Below are 17,567 nucleotides of genomic sequence, written 5' to 3'. Positions count from 1 at the left end.
TAATTAACCCTTCTTATTCTTTTTCAATCTCTTGTGCCCGGTTGATGAGCGTTTCTTTATCGTTCGGTAGTTTCCCTTCAACGACTGCCCGTGTGACCTGGTTCAGAACCTTACCAAGTTGGGGGCCTGGTTTTATTCCAGCCTCCTTAATCAGGGTCTGACCATTAATGGCCAGGTCACGCGCATTCTTAATTGGAAGGCGCTGATACTTTTCCTTAGCGTCAGGCCATGGCAACTGCCAGTTAAAGACGCCCGCAACCCGGTTAGCATCGGCAAAGGCCTCCCACCCTGCCTTGTACAGCATCCAGGCGCTCACCTGCCGCCAACGAAGAGCTTCAATTAAGGGCAAAATCTTCTTTACCTGCCGAATGGTGTCATTAGCAGTCTTCCAGGATTTAAGGAAGGCAGTCAGAGCCGTAAAATTGGTTAGATCAAGGGTGTAGGTAACCAGGGCCCAAACCTGGTTGATGTTCTTCATCCCCGCAAACGTCCGGTTTAGTCCCCCTAACTTATTTGCTGAATCGGCAAGGCCTGGACAGTACCTGTAGAGGCCAGACTTTAAGAAATAGTTCAGGCCGGCCGCCGGCTTTTGGCCAAGGAACATCTTTTCAAATTCAACTTGAATTCGCTCTACAGCAATTTTTTGCATTAGGGAAGCATTTTCCTTAATTCCCCGCAAAGTTGGCCCATCAATTTTGAAATCCAATTGGCTAGCAAAGCGAACCGCCCGCATCATCCGGAGAGCATCTTCGTGGAAACGTTCTTCTGGGTCCCCTACGGCCCGGATAACATGCCGTTTCAGGTCCTTAATACCGTCAAAGAGGTCAACTACTTCCCCGTTTTCTTTCAGCGCCAGGGCGTTAATCGTAAAGTCACGCCGCTTCAGGTCCTCTTCAAGTGAACGAACAAAGGTAACGTGATCAGGACGCCGGTAGTCCTGGTAGCCTGATTCCGTCCGGAAGGTGGTCGTCTCGTAACCTGTTCCGTGGTCCAGGATCATGACCGTCCCGTGCTCAATTCCCGTATCAACGGTCCGGTCAAAGATCTGTTTAATTTCACTTGGGTAGGCGCTAGTCGCGATATCAATATCGTGAATGGGGTCGCCTAAAATCGTATCACGAACACAGCCACCCACAAAGTAGGCTTCGTATCCCGCCGCTTCAATTTTTTGTAAAACAGGGCGCGCCGGTTCAAAGATCGGTGGTAGTTGTTCAATCTTCATTCAATCAAATCCTTACATCCATTTTATGAAATAATCAGTATAAATTATAGCAAAAGACCCTTAGCCATGTGAACGTTTCTGTTTCTTTTTTGGTGATTGTTTTTTATAATGTAGTTAAAGTAAATTATTGCTTACAAGGAGGAATTCGATGGACTATCCCTATCAAACCAGGTTCCACCAGTTTTTACGCCAGCAGAAACTGGCCCCCTTAACCATTAAAACTTACGATACAACGATTACCAACCTCTTCAGTTACCTCCTGGCTAACCGACCCGAGTTTGCTAAGCACCCGGTCCTGGCGAACCTTACCGAGGCGGACGTCCGCGCCTACCTGTCCTTTTTACGTACGGACCGCCGAATTACCATGACCACCTTTAACAAGATCCTCTCCCAGCTGAACCGGTACTTCCTCTACCTCTTCACCCACCAGCTGATTAACAGCTACCCGACACTGACCTTGCACGGTCACGCGGTTACCCCCAACCAGCAGGTTTCTACCAAGTGGCTTGCCAAGCTGCCCGATATCTTGGTCGACGAGCACGTGCACTATTACACCCGTCTGACCCTCTTACTGAGCAAGTGTGGCTTTACCGTCGGAGAATTTTTAGCACCGGGCTTTTACCAGGTCTGGGATAAGCTCACCCTGTCCGGGCCAGGTGAAGAAGAGTTTCGTCAGGCATTCAATACCTTCATTCGTCCCCAACAGGACCTACAAAACAGTCACGACCTCTTCTTGAAGCAGCGCTTTGCCCCAGCAAACCCCCGGCTAAGCAACGCGGCCCTGCATAAGTTTCTCAAGAAGGATGAGCAGTACTTAGGCTTTAGTCTGGCCCCTAAGTACCTCCACCAGAGTTATATCCTGCTTTTCCTTGCCCACCACCGGCAGCTAAGTGATCGTGATTTGGAGGACGCCCTCAAGCTTGACCCGGCCTCCTTGCTCTATTACCAACGTCTCTTACTCCATGCCAACCAATAAAGTTATAAAAAACCACCGAACTCCCAATTGAGGCCGGTGGCTTTTACTATTCATCAAAATTCTTCATATTCATCCAGCAGGTCCTGCATCTCCGTATCGGTCGGTTCAAGTTCTAAGTAATGGTGCAGGGCAGCTAGCAGCTTATCCTGTTGACCGGTTTCCCGGTAAAAGTCAATGCTTTCCCGCAAGAAGGCTGAATTGTCGCTATAGGTTTCACTGGCGGCCTGGTAGTACTTACCAGCAAGGTCAAAATTCTCCAAACGTTGGTAGGAGCGCGATAGGTTCCAATAAATTTGCGGGTCAACCTCATCTTCTTTTACCAGGGGCAAGAGAAGGTCGACGTTTTCCTGGTCATCATGCTGGTGCAGGAGAAAGTTACTGAGCTGGAGGGTAATCGTTAGGTTGTCGGGGGCCAGGGCATGGGCCTTATCTAGGTACTTTCGCATCAACTTATTATTACCAAGGTGACTGACAATTTCGGCTGCTTGGGCAAACAGCCGCTCATTATACTGGTCAACACTCAGTCCCTCTTGGACGGCCTTGAGAGCCTGGGAATACTTGTTTTGGACGGCAAATGCCTGTGCCAGCGCCGGGTAGGCAGATGCATACTGGTTATCTTCCTTAATTACCGCTTCCAAGCTCTTAATTGCATCGTCATATTGCTTGAGGTGCAACTGGGTAAGCCCAGTTTGGAAACGCAGGTCATTGGTCTGGTATTCTGGTTTGACCTGTTTCAAGTAACCCAGGGCCTGCTTAAACTGGCCACTTTGGGCATAGCACATCCCCAGCCGACCGGCAATGTCAACCTTAGCGAACTCCGTATAACCGTGTTTAATCAGGTCGAAGTAGTAAGCAATCGCCTCATCAAACCGACGGACTAAAAAGTAAAACTCCGCCAGTGCAAACCCCACTGCCGGCTCGTCCGGAGCGATTGAATACGCTTCTTTCAGCTTTTGCTCCGTAACCTCAAACTCTTCTTCGGTCTGGTAAAGGTCGGCTGCCACCAGCAAAGACTCCAGATATGCCGGGGAGTCGGGCTTAACCTGGGCCAGGTAGGAAAGGGCCTCATCATTATGGCCCTCATCAATGGCGATGGTTGCCAGATTGGTGCGTAACTGGTCCTCATCAGGGTAACGCTGTAGAAGCGTCAGGTAGACCCGCCGTGCCTGTCGCAGGAAGCCCAGGCCGTATAGTTCTTCTCCCAGGCTAAAGAGCATGTCATCATCGTCATTTGCTAGTGCCTGCCGAAATGACGCCTTGGCGGCGGTTAACTGTCCTGCTTGAATCTCTTCTAACATTTTTTCTGAATAAGTCATCTATTATCGAGTCTCCTCATCGAATTATCCTGGCTTCTACTATAGCATAGATCAAGTTTGGCGGTGGTAATTTAAACCGGGAAAATAAAGAGACCCCCAGCATTCGCTAATTGAATACTAAGAGTCTCTTTGGATTTAGGAACATGATAGTACATGCTCCCCCACTTGATCTGTTAATTACTTAACAGCATCCTTTAAAGCTTTACCAGGCTTGAATGCTGGTACCTTGCTTGCAGGAATTTGGATTTCTTGTCCAGTTTGTGGGTTACGGCCCTTCCGTGCGGCACGTTGACGAACTTCGAAGTTACCGAAGCCGATCAGTTGAACCTTTTCCCCCTTGGCCAGTGATGCTTGAATTGAACTGAAGACAGCGTCAACAGCAGCAGTAGCATCCTTCTTGGTCAAGCCAGTAGCAGCAGCAACGTTGCTTACTAATTCTGCTTTGTTTGCCATGTGTTTTCACCTCCCACAATTAGTGCAAGTTAATTACACTAACTCACAATGTTAATTTTGAGTGGTCCAAAATTAACGAAATAATTACGAGGAGTTCGTATCATTTCAATGTTAAGATTAGCATAGTGAAACCCTACTGGCAAGCGGTTTTGCCAACTTTCCAGGGCAATTTTAATATTTTTTAGGGTTTTATTATTGCCGCTGTCGCTTGATGAGGTGAAGCGGTGTCCCCGTAAAGTCAAAAGCCTGTCGAATCTGGTTTTCAAGGTAGCGCTCGTAAGAGAAATGCATCAATTCCGGATCGTTGACAAAGACAACAAAGGTTGGTGGTGCAGTCGCTACCTGAGTGGCGTAGAAGATCCGCAGCCGCTTACCATTTTGCGTTGGTGTCGGGTTAGCCGCAATTGCGTCCATAATCACGTTGTTAAGGACCGAGGACTTAATCCGCCGCTCGTGGTGGGCGTGAACCTCCTTGATTAGGGCAGGGAGTTTATTTAAACGCTGCTTAGTTTTAGCAGAAACAAAGATAATCGGCGCATAGCTCAGGTACTGGAATTCGCTACGAATCAGGTTTGTGAAGTCAGTCATCGTCCGGTGGTCCCGATTTTCAATCGTATCCCACTTATTTACAACGATGATAACCCCACAGCCAGCCTCGTGAGCGTATCCCGCGATATGCTTATCAATTTCCCGGATTCCTTCCTCCGCGTTTAAAACCACCAGGACCACATCACTATCATCAATCGCCCGCATTGCCCGCATCAAGGCATAGCGCTCAGTATTTTCGTAGATTTTGCCCTTTTTACGGATCCCCGCCGTGTCAATCATGGTGAATTCTTGACCATCAGCAGATTGGAAGCGAGTGTTGATGGCGTCCCGGGTCGTCCCCGCAACATTTGACACAATCACCCGGTTTTCACCCAGGATGGCGTTAACCATTGAGGACTTACCCACGTTAGGCCGGCCAATCAAGCTGAAGCGGATACTGTTGTCCGTATCGTTGGCTGCATTTTCGGGAAAACTACCAATCACCGCGTCCAGGAGGTCCCCAAGGCCAACACCGTGGACACTAGATACCGGATAGGGTTCGCCCAGGCCAAGCGAGTAAAAGTCATAAATGTCACTCCGCCGCTCTGGATTATCAACCTTATTTACGGCCAAAACGACCGGCTTATCAGAACGGTAAAGAATCCGAGCTACCTGCTCGTCGGCATCCGTAACCCCACTCTCAATATCCACAACAAAGATAATAACATCTGCCTCGTCAATCGCAATTTCGGCCTGTTGACGAATTTGGGTTAGTAGCGGCTGGTCGGATAGTTCGATTCCCCCGGTATCAATCATGTTAAAATGCTTACCAAGCCATTCACCATGAGCGTAGATCCGGTCACGGGTAACCCCCGGAGTATCCTCAACAATGGAGATTCGCTGGCCGGCAATCCGGTTGAAGAGGGTTGATTTACCAACGTTGGGCCGACCAACCACCGCAACTACAGGATTAGACATTATTTCACCTTCCTTCAAAGAATAAAAAGGAAGTAACCACAAAAGTGCCACTTCCTCCTTAAAATATTTAGTATTTTCAGAAATTACTTACGTAAGTTCTTTAATTGGTCACCAATCAAGTCACCCATGGAGAAGCCACTTTCTTCTTCAGGAGCGTTGTTCATTGCGGACCGGTTATTGTTCCGACGGGAACGACGACGACCACGGTAGTTTTCACCATTGTCGTTTTCTTCACCCTTTGGACGTTCTTCCAAAGCCTTCATGGATAAGCCTAAACGTTGACGTTCTGGGTCAACATTTAATACCTTAACCTTAACTTCTTGGCCAGGCTTCAGAACATCAGCTGGGGTAGCAATGTGCTTGTGGGAGATTTGGGAAATGTGAACCAAACCTTCAACACCAGGGAAGACTTCAACAAAGGCACCGAAGCTCGTCAGGCGCTTAACAGTTCCTGTTAATACAGAGCCAGCTGGGGCCTTTTCTTCGATGTCATCCCATGGTCCAGGAAGAGTTTGCTTGATGGACAGGGAAATCCGTTCATGGTCAGGGTCAACGTTTAATACCTTAACCTTGACATCTTGACCAGCGGACAATACATCAGAAGGCTTGTCGACGTGTTCGTAAGAAATTTCGGAAACGTGAACCAGCCCATCAACGCCACCAAGGTCAACAAAGGCACCGAAGTTAGTCATCCGGGCAACCTTACCTTCAACAACGTCACCTGGTTGCAGTTCAGCAAAAATCTTTTGAGCAGCCTTTTCGTGTTCTGCCTTAACGATTTCACGGTGAGACAAGATCAGGCGGTTTTCGCTTGGTTCGATTTCAATAATCTTGAATTCAAGTTCTTGGCCCTTGAATTGGTTAAGATCTTCAACGTAGTGATCAGTGATCATTGAAGCAGGAACGAAACCACGTACTCCAGCATCAACGACTAAACCACCCTTAACTGCTTGGGTAACCTTTGCAGTGATGGTTTCACCATCGTCGAATTTCTTTTGGATGTCATCCCATACCTTACGGGCTTCAAGACGACGGTGAGAAAGTAAGTAACTACCATTTTCCTTATCGTTACCAATCTTGGAGATGACAACTAAGTCTAATTCGTCACCTACTTTAACTGCATCATTGATGTCTTCAACTGGCTTGGTTGATAATTCCTTAGCAGGGACGACACCTTCAACCCCTGCATCTTTGATACCAACGATAGCTTGGCGATCATCATCGATTGCCAATACTTCACCCTTAACAACATCGCCCACCTTGACGGTTTCAATGCTGTCGAGCGCTTTTAACATATCGTTCTTGTTTTCGTTGTTTTCAGCCATTAAAAAAAATCCTCCTTGCAACAATCAACTCTGAACACTATTCTACTAGAAAAGCTCCCGCTTTTCCAGTGTTTACGATAATTCGTTGAGAGTTTTTTTGATAATATCACTAATTTTGTCAACGACTTCGTCAATCGTTAACTTTGTTGTGTCCAAGCGGATTGCGTCCGGGGCTTGCACAAGGGGGGACACCTTCCGGGAAGAGTCCTTTTGGTCACGAAGTTCAATTTCGTGCTGCAACTCCGCCAGGGAAGCCGTTGCAATCCCCTTCTCCTTGTTCTCAACGTAACGCCGCCGTGCCCGTTCGTGAGCCGTTGCAACCATAAAGATCTTCACGGGAGCATCGGGTAAAACGGTGGAACCAATATCGCGACCGTCCATCACGATTCCCCCTGTCTGGGCAATCTGCCGCTGTTGGTTCGTCATTTCTTGGCGAACTGCCGGAATCGCTGCAACCGCGGAAACGTTATTATCAATTTCACCCTGACGGATTGCTGTGGTAACCTCTTCACCATTGAGGAAAACCCGTTGCTCCGGGTCGCCCGGCTTAAACGAAATCGTGATTTGGCGGGCTAAATCAGCGATCTGTTTGGTCACATCCATTGCGATTCCCTGCTGCAAGGCGGCAAGGGTTACAACCCGGTACATGGCACCGGTATCACAATAAACGTAATTAAAGCGTTTAGCAACCAACTTAGCAACCGTACTCTTCCCCGCAGAAGCCGGTCCATCGATTGCAACTTGAATTCCATTCTGCATATTCATTATTCACTCCTCAATTATCGTACCCTAATCTGCTGTCCCGGTCGCAACGGCGTATTAACGGACACGTTGTTCATCCGGGCTAGTTCCTGCGCCGACATTCCATTTCGTGCAGCGATCCGGTAAACACTATCACCGCGCTGAACAGTTGCGTAACGGTTGTATGAATACTGGGTCCGTTGGCTGCTGCTAGAAGACTGTTGAACGCTTGAACTTGTCTGTGACTCTTGACTGGTGCTAGACAGGCTATTAACCGTTGTCTGCCGATCATCCGTCGTCTTTTTACTTACCCTAGAGGTTGATGAAGAATGATGAGTTGGTTTTTTTTTACTACTCACGGCCGATTTAGCGGTTTGTTCTGTTCGTACTGGGTGGTTAAACGACTGCTTGTTGTTGAGCCAGTATATCAATGGTGTAGCGGCCAACAGGATAATCAATACAATCAAAACGGTGGTAATCGTTGAACTGTGCGATTCCTGCTTCCGCCGTTCCGTCCGGGATAGGTGACCACTACTGTCACGGTCTTCATTATCATTGAACTTCTTATCCCAAAGTTCATCGTTCTGCTGCCGGCTCTCCTGCCGATGATCACTCATTCTCACTCCTCCTTCCTACGCAAAGTTAACATTCTGATTGTAGCGCACTGAATTGCTAATTGTCTAGATGGCAAAAAATGGCGGAGCTAATTTTTAACAAGATTTAACAATGAAGCCAGCCGACAATGCCAGTCAAACGACGGTGACTTAAGAGAAGGCGGAACTCTCTTTGGTAATATTCCCGTTTCCAGCCAGTCCGCTAACTCGTGATCACAGCACCTTTCCTGTGTAGTGGACGGTTCATCAAAATAACGGAGAATAAAGTTCCGGCGGCATTCAGCAGAATGAACATAGTTGGTCATCATCTGAAGTTGGGCAAGGCGGCGCTTCTTCCGCCGGGTAAACGCCAGCTCAACCTGGGCGGGCGTAAAATGGTGCTTAAGGTAAAAGGAAAAGAGTTGGTAGTCGGGCCCTAGTGCCTTTTCATCTACCTTTCCCCGCTGAACGGCCTGCATCAGGTCGGCTGGCGGAAGGTCAACCGTCAGCAGCTGCCGCGGCAATTGCTCATCCCCAGGGGTGTATAGGATAACAGCAACACTTTGCTTACCGTCACGACCCGCCCGGCCAATTTCCTGGACATAATTCTCTAGGCTATCGGGAAGGTGGTAGTGAATCACGAAACGGATATTATCCTTATCAATCCCCATTCCAAAAGCACTGGTTGCACAAATCAGTTTGACCCGGTCATTCATAAACTGCTGTTGGATACGAAAACGGTCCGTCGAAGCCATTCCGGCATGGTAGGCAGCCACCCCTATTTTGGTCTGCGTATTCAGCCAGCTAGCCATTTCATTGGCTAAGCGCCGACTACTGAAATATATTATCCCCGCACCACCGAGCTGGGTTATTATCTGCAGCAAACGGGCCCTCTTTTCCTCACCGTTTTGACACTGGCCGACGGCTAAAAAGATGTTCGGCCGGTTGACCGAACGCTTTACCGTCACCACTTGATCACCTACCAGGCCAACCTTCTGAATGATATCACGGCGAACAGCCGGTGTTGCCGTGGCCGTTAACATCAAAGTAACCGGGTCCCCTAAAGCCTGACGGAGTTGCTTGAGCATTAGGTACTCGGGCCGAAAATCGGGGCCCCACTGTGAGATGCAGTGGGCCTCGTCGATGGTCAATAGTGAAACCGGCACTCGCTGCAATGCCTTAACGACCGCCTGATTAGTCAAAAGCTCCGGCGAAGCAAAGATGAACCGATAATTAGCTAAATTCTGGAGTAGCCGTTGACGATCAGCGCCGTAGACTTGACCCGTCAGCATGATTGCCCCCTTCTCACCCCGGCGGTGCAAACGGTCGACCTGGTCTTGCATCAAGGAGATCAATGGCGAAACAATCAATACCGTTCCGGTCATCAGGTAGCCTGGTAACTGGTATAAAAGGGACTTCCCACCACCAGTCGGCAGGACGGCCAACGTGTTGTGACCGGCCATGATAGCTTTAACAGTTACTAGTTGACCGTCGCGAAATTCGGTAAAGCCAAAGCGGTGCCGCAATTCCTGGTAGATTTTTTTCTCATCCATCTTCTTCCCTCCCCTGGAGGATCTGGTAGAGGCGAAAGCAGAAGAAGTCGCGATTCTCATCGTGGCCCCAACTAGTAAATTGCCAGCTGGCAACGGGCCCCTCGTACTTGTGCTTTAAATAATCTTTGTCTGGCGACGGGAGTAGTCTTTCCCATTGGTAGACTTGGGGGGCCAAAATCGCCGCAGTCAGAACGTGTTCGCGGATTGTTCCCAGCTTGAGGTGACGGCGTTGGGCAATCGCTGCCAACCCCTGCCCCTGTCTTAGCATATTGATTGTCTGCCAACAGCTGGTTGAAAGGGGTGAGGAAGCGAGGAGGGGTTGGAGCAGCCGGGCGACTGGCCCCGTGGTGTTTTTAGCAAAGGCGCTGATCCCGAGGAGGGCGTCATGGTTGATAACCATCGTTTCACCGATGTTCAGGCCTAACTCCTGGCTAACCTGGGCAATTGTCTGCCCACTGCCGTCGTGCCCTACCAAACCAGCAAAGAAAGCCGTCACTAACTGTTCATCTTCCCCTTCAAAGGCCGTTCCCAGCAATTCAAGCTCGCGGGCAACCTGGTGGACAAGCCGCGCGGAACCATAGCGGTGAAACCAGGCCTTTACCGCCCCCTGCTCTGAATAGGGAACGTGCACGGGGACGTAGCGACGGTTGTGGTAGGCAAGTTCAGAAACGACCTGGATTCCCAAAAGGAAGCGCTGCTCAACCCGCCTGGTGTTGGCTAGCCAGAACCAGTCAAAGAAATGGGGCTCATAGGCGGGATTTTCTTCCTGGTAGCTCACGCCAGCGGCCGTTAGCTGGACCTGATTATCATGTAAACTGATCAAGCCCGCCTTTTCCAATGCGGTGAGTTCATCGTTAAACTCGGCACGGTCCAGATCGCGCCGGCAGCCCAGCCAGTTGATAAGGGAGTACTGCTGAGCCCAGAACAAATTGGCAACTGTGGGGTGGTTTTGGCAGACGTTTTCAATCACCCGAACCCGCCGTGGCTGGTGATAGCTACACAAGTGAAGTAAAAAGTCATTCACCGCCTACTCCTCCTTTCCTATCTACTAATAATATAATACGGTAGCAATTTCTAAGCGCATCAAAAAAGCCCGTTAGCCATAAATCATCACTAGCGGGGCATGCGAACTTATTTTAATTGATGACGAAAGAGCCACTGGCGCAAGTGACTAGCAATCAGGGCAAAGACCCCGGATACCAGTAGGCCCTTAATAATGTTAAATGGCAAAACGCCCATTGCGACCAGCTGCGCCACCGGAAGTGAAGAGCGCCAGTTCCAAACGGCCATGTATAACGGGGTCAGTACCCAGAGGTTAAGCAACGACATTACAACGGTTAAGGTAATGGTCGAAAACAAAATTCCCATCCCCATTTGCCGCTTGAAGGACCAGACGCGTTGCAGCCAGACAAAGCAGAACGGTAACAGGATGGCCAAGGAAGAAACGAAGTCACCAAAGATTCCAATTAGTTCACCAACCGAAAAGCCATGAACCATTGCGTGAATCAAGCACTTAATAAACGCGATTACCACCCCTGCAAAGGGTCCGTAGATGTATCCACCGAGGAGAACCGGAATATCCGAAAAGTCAATTTTCAAATAAGACGCCACCGGAATGATTGGAAACTCAAATAACATCAAAATAAAGCCGAGGGCCCCTAAGCAGGCAACACCAACCATCCGTTGAATTCGTTGATGTGAAACTGTCATAAATAAACAACCTCCAATGAGATTGCCTTCAGTTGGCTTCCCTATGAAAAAAGCGCTGTCAACAAGTTGTCAACAACGCTTTCATTATAGAAATCTTCTCTATACCAGACTTTACTGTCGGCATTGGAATTTCACCAAATTCAACCGTTCACACGGGTTGCGGGCTGTCACCGCCGGTCGGGAATTACACCCTGCCTTGAAGACAATTCGTAATATTTTCTAATTAAATTATACCGGCGATTGGTCATCATGTCAACGCATTCACCCTTGACCCTAATCAGATGTTAGCGCCAATTGCCTCCTTGTGAAAGAGTAAACGTCTCTACCTAAAGTTGTTTTAACTTTTTCACTTCTTCCGGCCGGAGCTCCCGGAATTCACCGGGTTGAACTCCTTGCAAGTTCAAGAAGCCATAACTTTCCCGGTGGAGTTTAATTACCGGGTGCCCCACTGCTTCCAGCATGCGCTTAACCTGGTGGTAATGCCCCTCGTGAATTGTTAATTGAACAATACTCGTCTTCTTGACCCGGTCACTCTCTTTCAAGCGCGACTTAGCCGGCTTGGTCTTGCGCCCATCAAGCTTGACTCCCAAGCGAAGCTGCTTCAAGTCATTGTTAGAAACCAGGCCCTCAACCTTGGCAATGTAGGTCTTAGCAACCTCAAACTTGGGGTGCATGAGTTTGTTAGCGAGTGCACCGTCATTTGTAAGGAGCAAAATACCTGTGGTGTCGTAATCCAACCGCCCCACTGGATAGATCCGTTCGTCAACGCCTTCTTCACGCAAAATGTCAACAACCGTCCGCCGCCCTTTTTCATCGTGGGCAGACGAGATTACCTCCCGGGGCTTATTCAGCAGGAAGTAAACGTGTTTTTCACGGTGGATGGGGACCCCATCGACTTCCACCTTGTCCCTACTGCTGACCTTGGTACCTAGTGTCCGCACAGTCTGGCCATTAACCTGAACATGGCCACTGGCAATTAGCTTTTCCGATGCACGGCGGGAGGCCACACCAGCCTCTGCCATTACCTTTTGTAAACGTTCCATTACTTATCCTCCTGACGTTTCTCACGTGATTGCAAAGCCGTCAAAAACAGGTCCCCACTTACCTGGTCGGGGGCGAGTTCACTTTCTGCTGGCAACGGTGGCAGGTCATCCAGCGAAGTTAGCCCAAAGTAGTCCAGAAAGTTCGTGGTGGTAACGTACAGAAACGGTCGACCGGGAGCATCCAACCGGCCTTTGGTATCAATCAGGCCGCGGACCATTAACTTTTGTAAGGATCCCGAACTCTGTACGCCACGGATATCGTCAATTTCTAACCGGGTAATCGGCTGCCGGTAGGCGACAATCGCCAACGTTTCCAACAGGGCCGTCGTTAGGGGGACGGTCAATGGGACCTCAAAATAGTGCTTGATTACCGGTGCCAACGCCTGCTTTGTGGCGAGCCGGTAAGTTTCGTCACTTTTCAAAAGCACGAGGGCACAGTGTGGATCCGCCTGGTAGCGCTGGGCAAGGTCACTAAGTAGTTTCCGGATTGCGGGTTTCATAAAGCCAGTAATCTTGGCCAAGTCACCCAGGGTAATTCCTTCATCCCCACTAATAAACAATAGTCCTTCAATCTGTGCCTGATTTGTCAACTGATTGTTCGTCAATCTTGGGTCCCTCCGTTAGTATGATTGGTCCAAAAAGTTCCGCTTGCTGCAAGTTGATCCGCCGGTGCCGACTCAGTTCCAGGATGGCAAGGAAGGTGGTGACCAGGCTGTCACGTGTCCGGTCGTTCTCAAACAGGGTGGTAAACCGGACCGGTCCCTTCTTCACCAGCTTTACCACGTCCCCCATCCGTTGGGCAACGCTCACCTTCTCTGCCGCGACCGTTTCTACCAGGGGCTGGTTGAGGCGGTGGTTCTTAAGAACCTGGGCATAGGCGGCCTGAAGCTGGTCAATTGTTACTCCCGGTTCAACGTGCGCCGCAATTAATTCGCGCGGGACGTGCATTGCCGGACGGGTAAATTCTTGCTGGCGGAAGCTTTCCTTATTCTTTAACTCCCCCGCCGCCTTCTTATAGCGTTGGTATTCGAGAAGCTGGTCAACTAATTCCTGGCGGGGATCAATTTCGTCCTCCTCAGCTTCTTCCTCGTCCACGGGTGGTTTAGGCAGTAACATCTGACTCTTAATGTTCATCAAGGTCGCCGCCATCACGAAATAATCACCAGCCACCTCCAAGCGGTGTGACTGACGCTGGTGAAGATAGTCCATGTACTGGGAAGTAATGGTGACGATTTTAATGTCATAAATATCCATCTTGTTTTCCTTGATCAAGTGTAAAAGAAGGTCCAGGGGGCCCTCAAAGTCAGGAATCTTGATTACCGGTTGGTAAGGATGTTCTGTCAGTGGTTTACTCATGGTTCTTCTCCCAAACTGTTATCAGCGGTTGCGTTACTAGTGTCCCCATCAGTCTTTTTTGCGGGTACTGCTCCTTAATGGCATCCAGCAGCGCGTAAACGTTTCTGCCTGACCGTTCACTCGGGGTGAAGGAGATCTGCCGGAGTAGGACATAGCTCTCCCCCTCCTCGAGAATCACAACGGCAATGAAGTGGTTATCCTCTTCGTCCTTCCACAGGTAAATGGGGAAATGCCGGGTCACCGCGTTGTGCAGTTCCTCGGTAAAGCGATCATAGTTATGCAGTTCAGGCAACAGCGAAAGCAGGCCCATGGCAATTTTTTCGTAATCCTTCCGGTAGCGAACTAGCAAGTAATCACTCCTTTATAAATGTGGCTGGTGCTGGCGGTAACTGTTCACCAGTTCCTGGGGACTCATCTTCAAATGGGGCTTCAGCATCCGCATTTCACTGTTACCAAGCATTGCCTGAATGAGGCGACTGTCGGCCCCGTTGTTCAGTAAACGCACCGCAAAGGAATAGCGGAGCGTCTGGGGAGTAACCGTCTCGTCAATCTGGGCAACCCTGACCAACTGCTTGAGGTTCTTCCAAACCCCCTGGCGAGTGAGGCGGTGGCCATGTGCATTCACAAAGACAGCGTCCTCATCTGGTCCCGCCAGTTTTTCGCGAACCCTGGTCAAATACTCCTGTAAACTACCACTGGCCGCTGTACTCAAGGGGATCAGCCGTTCCTGCTTACTACCGGCCCCAGACCGAACCATCTGAATGTCTAAGTGCAAGTCTTTTAGCGACAGCTGGACGAGCTCGCTAACCCGCATTCCGGTAGCGGCCATCACTAGTAACATTGCATGATCACGACAACCCAGGAGGGTCGTCTTATCCGGGGCCTGCAGAAGGCGTTGCGTTTCACCCTCCGTCAGGATTTCCGGTGGTTGGGGAGTTGCTGGTTGAACATTATCCACCAGTTCCAGGGGATTAAACCGCAGTCCCCGGTGACGAATCAGGTAGCGGTAAAAGCGGCGCAGTGCCGAGAGAAGGCGATTGATAGTGGCTGCCGACCGGCCCCGGTCCTTCAGATTGGTGATGAGGTCCATGATGGCATATTGGTCAACTTTTTCCCACTCTGTGATCTGGTGGTCCCCTTTAAAAAAAGCCGCCGCCTGCTTCAAATCCCGTTGGTAGCTTTCCAGGGTATTTGCTGCTAACCCCGCGTTTTTTAAATACTGAATGTAAGTAGCTACAACATCGTCCATTACTGGTCATTCTTTTCCAAAAGAATCAGCTGACCATTTTCTTCCTTAACTAGCCGTTCCTTTAACAGGTGTCCCACCGCCCGCTTAAACTGGCCCTTGGAAATGCCAAAGACCTGACGAATAATCTGGGGATCTGTCTTGTCAGTGTAGGGAAGCCGGTGGTTTAGGTTGTGGTCAAGCATTGTCAAAAGCATCTGGGCATCTTCACCAATGGCCTGGTATGCACGGGGCTTGAGTGAGAGATTCAAACTACCATGAGCGGACAGACCGATTACCCGGGCCTTAACCCGTTGACCAAGCCGGGGTTCCTGGTCCCGCTCACTAGGATGAATGAAGCCCAGGTGGTAATCATCGGTGATCACATGGGTCCCATTCAGCTTGAGACGGTAAACGGTAGCCATCATATCCCGGTTTAGGAGTCTTTTGCTAGGCGCCACGGAAATCGTGTTATAGATTGCGTCGTCTGCTAATTTCCCCCAAATTCGGTCCTTACTATCGACCTGCAGGGCCATTAATAGCCGGTCACCGGGCTGGGGCCAGAGGTGCTTTAGTTCTGGTAGATCATCCAGGGAAACAACAATATCCTTATTGGGGAGACCAATGTCGACAAATACTCCCAGGTCACGACGGACACTGACAACCGTGCCATAGTCATAGTGGTCAACTTGGACCGTTGGTATATGCGCACAGGTCATCTGTAACTGGTGATCTTCATTTTCATAAACGAAGCCGCGGACCTGGCCCCCAATGTGAAGGACTTGCGGGCTCTCCACTTTAGGTAGCCGGTAAGTCTGACCGTTGCGGTCCGGTTGGACAAAGTAGTCCTGCTCATTTTCATCAATCATCACCGCGGAAACAACTTTTCCTAATGCTGAATTCATATTTTACCCCGTTCTTTATTTTTATAGTACTGCCTATTATTTTACACGGCCACACTTGGTTTGACCAGAACTGCTTTTTACACAAAAAAGAGCTAAGCAATGCCTAGCTCTTTTTATCTCAAATTAACTATTGATTAGTCAATCGTCTTAACACGCATCATGTTAGTTGCGCCTGGTACACCCAGCGGAACACCGGCAACGATGATGATCTTGTCACCCTTCTTAGCAAAGCCAAGTTCAACGGCCTTTTGAGCAGCGAGGTCAAACATCTTATCAGTGTCCTTCATTTCGTCAACAACGTAAGGTTGAACACCCCAGTTGATCATCAGGCCGCGTTCAACCCGTTCGTTAGGAGTAAGGGCAACGATGTCGGCGTTTGGACGGTACTTAGAAATCATCTTAGCGGTGTAACCAGAAGCAGTGTAAGCAACGATGGTGTGGATGTCTAAGTCCTTAGCAGCGTTGGATACAGCGGAACCAATGGTTTCAGTTACGTCAGACTTATCCCAGTCAAAGGTTTCAGTACCGAATTCCCAAAGGTGGTTTTCAGCCTTAATGTCAATGGCGTTCATCATGGCAACAGATTCTACAGGGTAGTCACCGTTGGCACTTTCACCAGAAAGCATGGTTGCGTCAGTACCATCAAAGACGGCGTTAGCAACGTCAGAAACTTCGGCACGAGTTGGCCGTGGGTTTTCTTGCATGGAGTCCAGCATTTGGGTAGCAGTGATAACTGGCTTACCTAATTCGTTGCACCGCTTGATCATGTGCTTTTGAACGATTGGCACGTTTTCAGCAGGAATTTCAACCCCCATGTCACCACGAGGAACCATCAGACCATCAGCAACTTCAATGATTGCTTCAAAGTTGTCGATACCTTCTTGTGATTCAATCTTTGGGAAGATTTGAACGTCTTCCATGTTCTTTTCCTTGAGAAGTTCACGAATGTCAAGGACATCTTGTGGCTTCCGAACGAAGGATGCGGAAATGAAGTTGATCTTGTTGTCAAGACCAAAGCGAATGTCGCTGGAGTCCTTCTTGGTGATTCCTGGCAGGTTGATAGAAACACCAGGAGCGTTAACACCCTTCCGGGAACCAAGGACACCGTGGTTCAATACCTTGCAGACCAGTTCCTTGTTAGCGTCATCCTTTTCTTCGATTTGCATGTCAATCAGACCATCATCGAAGAGAACGTGACCACCAACGTGGGTGTCATCGTACAGGCCTGGGTAGGTAACAGCAATCTTGTCATGCGTACCTTCAATAGAATCATCCATTGAAATCCGTACTTCATCACCAATGTTGTATTCGATCTTACCTTCCTTTTGAACGGTAGTCCGAATTTCAGCACCCTTAGTATCAAGCATGATACCAACGTGCTTGCCGGTGATTTCTTCGGCCTTCTTAACGTTTTGCATCCGGCCCAGGTGTTCTGGGTGGTCACCGTGTGAGAAGTTGAAGCGGAAAACATTTGCGCCCGCTTGGATCAACTTAACGATTGTATCAACATCAGTACTTGCAGGACCAAGCGTACTTACAATCTTGGTTTTCTTCATAAATGAATCTCTCCTTTGCATTTATGCATCAACTGCGGTCTGCCATTTGCATCCCTCATTTGCACACTTGTATAATAGCACTTTTCA

General features: G+C 49.2%; 18 protein-coding genes and 1 riboswitch. Of the genes, 1 reads left to right on the top strand and 17 read right to left on the bottom strand.

Features of this window, described 5'->3' with window-relative positions; genetic code table 11:
* Positions 1-13 precede the first annotated feature (13 nt).
* Positions 14-1,222: a CCA tRNA nucleotidyltransferase gene (locus QOS01_RS00805; RefSeq protein ID WP_283620667.1), complete on the bottom strand. Its 1,209-nt coding sequence runs from the start codon at positions 1,220-1,222 to the stop codon at positions 14-16.
* 148 nt (positions 1,223-1,370) lie between these two features.
* Here QOS01_RS00805 and QOS01_RS00800 point away from each other — a divergent pair, with 148 nt between their 5' ends.
* On the top strand, positions 1,371-2,198 hold the full coding sequence (locus QOS01_RS00800) for a phage integrase N-terminal SAM-like domain-containing protein (protein ID WP_283620666.1): 828 nt from the start codon (positions 1,371-1,373) through the stop codon (positions 2,196-2,198).
* Positions 2,199-2,251: 53 nt separating this feature from the next.
* On the opposite strand, the gene QOS01_RS00795 is transcribed toward QOS01_RS00800, so the two are convergent.
* From QOS01_RS00795 to pyk, 16 genes are all read right to left on the bottom strand, one after another.
* A complete protein-coding gene (locus QOS01_RS00795) occupies positions 2,252-3,514 on the bottom strand; it encodes a tetratricopeptide repeat protein (protein ID WP_283620665.1) in 1,263 nt (420 codons plus the stop codon).
* A 177-nt stretch (positions 3,515-3,691) separates the two neighbouring features.
* The gene (locus QOS01_RS00790) at positions 3,692-3,967 is read right to left on the bottom strand and encodes an HU family DNA-binding protein (RefSeq protein ID WP_047770053.1); all 276 of its coding nucleotides are present in this window, start codon (positions 3,965-3,967) and stop codon (positions 3,692-3,694) included.
* A 192-nt stretch (positions 3,968-4,159) separates the two neighbouring features.
* Entirely contained in the window at positions 4,160-5,473 is a 1,314-nt protein-coding gene (gene der, locus QOS01_RS00785) for a ribosome biogenesis GTPase Der (protein WP_283620664.1), read from the bottom strand.
* An 83-nt stretch (positions 5,474-5,556) separates the two neighbouring features.
* Positions 5,557-6,798 (bottom strand): 30S ribosomal protein S1, encoded by a 1,242-nt coding sequence (gene rpsA / locus QOS01_RS00780; protein WP_283620663.1) that lies wholly within the window; start codon positions 6,796-6,798, stop codon positions 5,557-5,559.
* A gap of 72 nt (positions 6,799-6,870) precedes the next feature.
* Positions 6,871-7,557, bottom strand: coding sequence for a (d)CMP kinase (gene cmk, locus QOS01_RS00775; RefSeq protein ID WP_283620691.1), 687 nt, complete (start codon positions 7,555-7,557; stop codon positions 6,871-6,873).
* A gap of 20 nt (positions 7,558-7,577) precedes the next feature.
* A complete protein-coding gene (locus tag QOS01_RS00770) occupies positions 7,578-8,156 on the bottom strand; it encodes an SAG1386/EF1546 family surface-associated protein (protein ID WP_283620662.1) in 579 nt (192 codons plus the stop codon).
* Positions 8,157-8,242: 86 nt separating this feature from the next.
* Complete coding sequence (locus QOS01_RS00765; protein WP_283620661.1) at positions 8,243-9,685, bottom strand: RecQ family ATP-dependent DNA helicase; 1,443 nt, start codon at positions 9,683-9,685, stop codon at positions 8,243-8,245.
* Positions 9,678-10,709 carry a helix-turn-helix domain-containing protein gene (locus tag QOS01_RS00760; RefSeq protein WP_283620660.1) on the bottom strand — a complete coding sequence of 344 codons (1,032 nt, stop codon included), beginning with the start codon at positions 10,707-10,709 and terminating at the stop codon, positions 9,678-9,680. The genes QOS01_RS00765 and QOS01_RS00760 overlap by 8 nt, the downstream gene beginning before the upstream one ends.
* Before the next feature lie 107 nt (positions 10,710-10,816).
* On the bottom strand, positions 10,817-11,395 hold the full coding sequence (locus QOS01_RS00755; protein ID WP_283620659.1) for an ECF transporter S component: 579 nt from the start codon (positions 11,393-11,395) through the stop codon (positions 10,817-10,819).
* A gap of 88 nt (positions 11,396-11,483) precedes the next feature.
* A riboswitch (FMN riboswitch) is annotated at positions 11,484-11,603 on the bottom strand.
* Positions 11,604-11,721: 118 nt separating this feature from the next.
* Positions 11,722-12,438, bottom strand: a complete 717-nt coding sequence (locus QOS01_RS00750) for a pseudouridine synthase (RefSeq protein WP_283620658.1) — start codon at positions 12,436-12,438, stop codon at positions 11,722-11,724.
* Positions 12,438-13,043 carry an SMC-Scp complex subunit ScpB gene (gene scpB / locus QOS01_RS00745; RefSeq protein WP_283620657.1) on the bottom strand — a complete coding sequence of 202 codons (606 nt, stop codon included), beginning with the start codon at positions 13,041-13,043 and terminating at the stop codon, positions 12,438-12,440. Before scpB ends, QOS01_RS00750 begins: the two co-directional genes overlap by 1 nt.
* The gene (locus QOS01_RS00740) at positions 13,006-13,794 is read right to left on the bottom strand and encodes a segregation and condensation protein A (RefSeq protein ID WP_283620656.1); all 789 of its coding nucleotides are present in this window, start codon (positions 13,792-13,794) and stop codon (positions 13,006-13,008) included. Before QOS01_RS00740 ends, scpB begins: the two co-directional genes overlap by 38 nt.
* The gene (locus tag QOS01_RS00735) at positions 13,787-14,143 is read right to left on the bottom strand and encodes a reductase (protein WP_283620655.1); all 357 of its coding nucleotides are present in this window, start codon (positions 14,141-14,143) and stop codon (positions 13,787-13,789) included. Before QOS01_RS00735 ends, QOS01_RS00740 begins: the two co-directional genes overlap by 8 nt.
* Before the next feature lie 12 nt (positions 14,144-14,155).
* Complete coding sequence (locus QOS01_RS00730; protein WP_283620654.1) at positions 14,156-15,043, bottom strand: tyrosine-type recombinase/integrase; 888 nt, start codon at positions 15,041-15,043, stop codon at positions 14,156-14,158.
* Positions 15,043-15,924 (bottom strand): CvfB family protein, encoded by an 882-nt coding sequence (locus QOS01_RS00725; RefSeq protein ID WP_283620653.1) that lies wholly within the window; start codon positions 15,922-15,924, stop codon positions 15,043-15,045. Before QOS01_RS00725 ends, QOS01_RS00730 begins: the two co-directional genes overlap by 1 nt.
* A 134-nt stretch (positions 15,925-16,058) precedes the next feature.
* Positions 16,059-17,480 carry a pyruvate kinase gene (gene pyk, locus QOS01_RS00720; protein ID WP_283620652.1) on the bottom strand — a complete coding sequence of 474 codons (1,422 nt, stop codon included), beginning with the start codon at positions 17,478-17,480 and terminating at the stop codon, positions 16,059-16,061.
* Positions 17,481-17,567: the final 87 nt, after the last annotated feature.

The sequence above is a fragment of the Limosilactobacillus avium genome, from assembly GCF_947381485.1.
Taxonomy (GTDB): Bacteria; Bacillota; Bacilli; order Lactobacillales; family Lactobacillaceae; genus Limosilactobacillus; species Limosilactobacillus avium.
The sequence above is the reverse complement of the archived record's forward strand: the minus strand, read 5'-3'. Positions and strand labels throughout refer to the sequence as shown.

Coding starts and splice junctions, on each gene's coding strand:
- QOS01_RS00790 (WP_047770053.1), bottom strand. CDS start 3,967: ATGGCAAACAAAGCAGAATTAGTAAGCAACGTTGCTGCTGCTACTGGC.
- cmk (WP_283620691.1), bottom strand. CDS start 7,557: ATGCAGAATGGAATTCAAGTTGCAATCGATGGACCGGCTTCTGCGGGG.
- QOS01_RS00765 (WP_283620661.1), bottom strand. CDS start 9,685: ATGGATGAGAAAAAAATCTACCAGGAATTGCGGCACCGCTTTGGCTTT.
- QOS01_RS00730 (WP_283620654.1), bottom strand. CDS start 15,043: ATGGACGATGTTGTAGCTACTTACATTCAGTATTTAAAAAACGCGGGG.
- QOS01_RS00725 (WP_283620653.1), bottom strand. CDS start 15,924: ATGAATTCAGCATTAGGAAAAGTTGTTTCCGCGGTGATGATTGATGAA.
- rpsA (WP_283620663.1), bottom strand. CDS start 6,798: ATGGCTGAAAACAACGAAAACAAGAACGATATGTTAAAAGCGCTCGAC.
- QOS01_RS00750 (WP_283620658.1), bottom strand. CDS start 12,438: ATGGAACGTTTACAAAAGGTAATGGCAGAGGCTGGTGTGGCCTCCCGC.
- QOS01_RS00795 (WP_283620665.1), bottom strand. CDS start 3,514: ATGACTTATTCAGAAAAAATGTTAGAAGAGATTCAAGCAGGACAGTTA.
- der (WP_283620664.1), bottom strand. CDS start 5,473: ATGTCTAATCCTGTAGTTGCGGTGGTTGGTCGGCCCAACGTTGGTAAA.
- pyk (WP_283620652.1), bottom strand. CDS start 17,480: ATGAAGAAAACCAAGATTGTAAGTACGCTTGGTCCTGCAAGTACTGAT.
- QOS01_RS00800 (WP_283620666.1), top strand. CDS start 1,371: ATGGACTATCCCTATCAAACCAGGTTCCACCAGTTTTTACGCCAGCAG.
- QOS01_RS00770 (WP_283620662.1), bottom strand. CDS start 8,156: ATGAGTGATCATCGGCAGGAGAGCCGGCAGCAGAACGATGAACTTTGG.
- QOS01_RS00755 (WP_283620659.1), bottom strand. CDS start 11,395: ATGACAGTTTCACATCAACGAATTCAACGGATGGTTGGTGTTGCCTGC.
- QOS01_RS00740 (WP_283620656.1), bottom strand. CDS start 13,794: ATGAGTAAACCACTGACAGAACATCCTTACCAACCGGTAATCAAGATT.
- QOS01_RS00805 (WP_283620667.1), bottom strand. CDS start 1,222: ATGAAGATTGAACAACTACCACCGATCTTTGAACCGGCGCGCCCTGTT.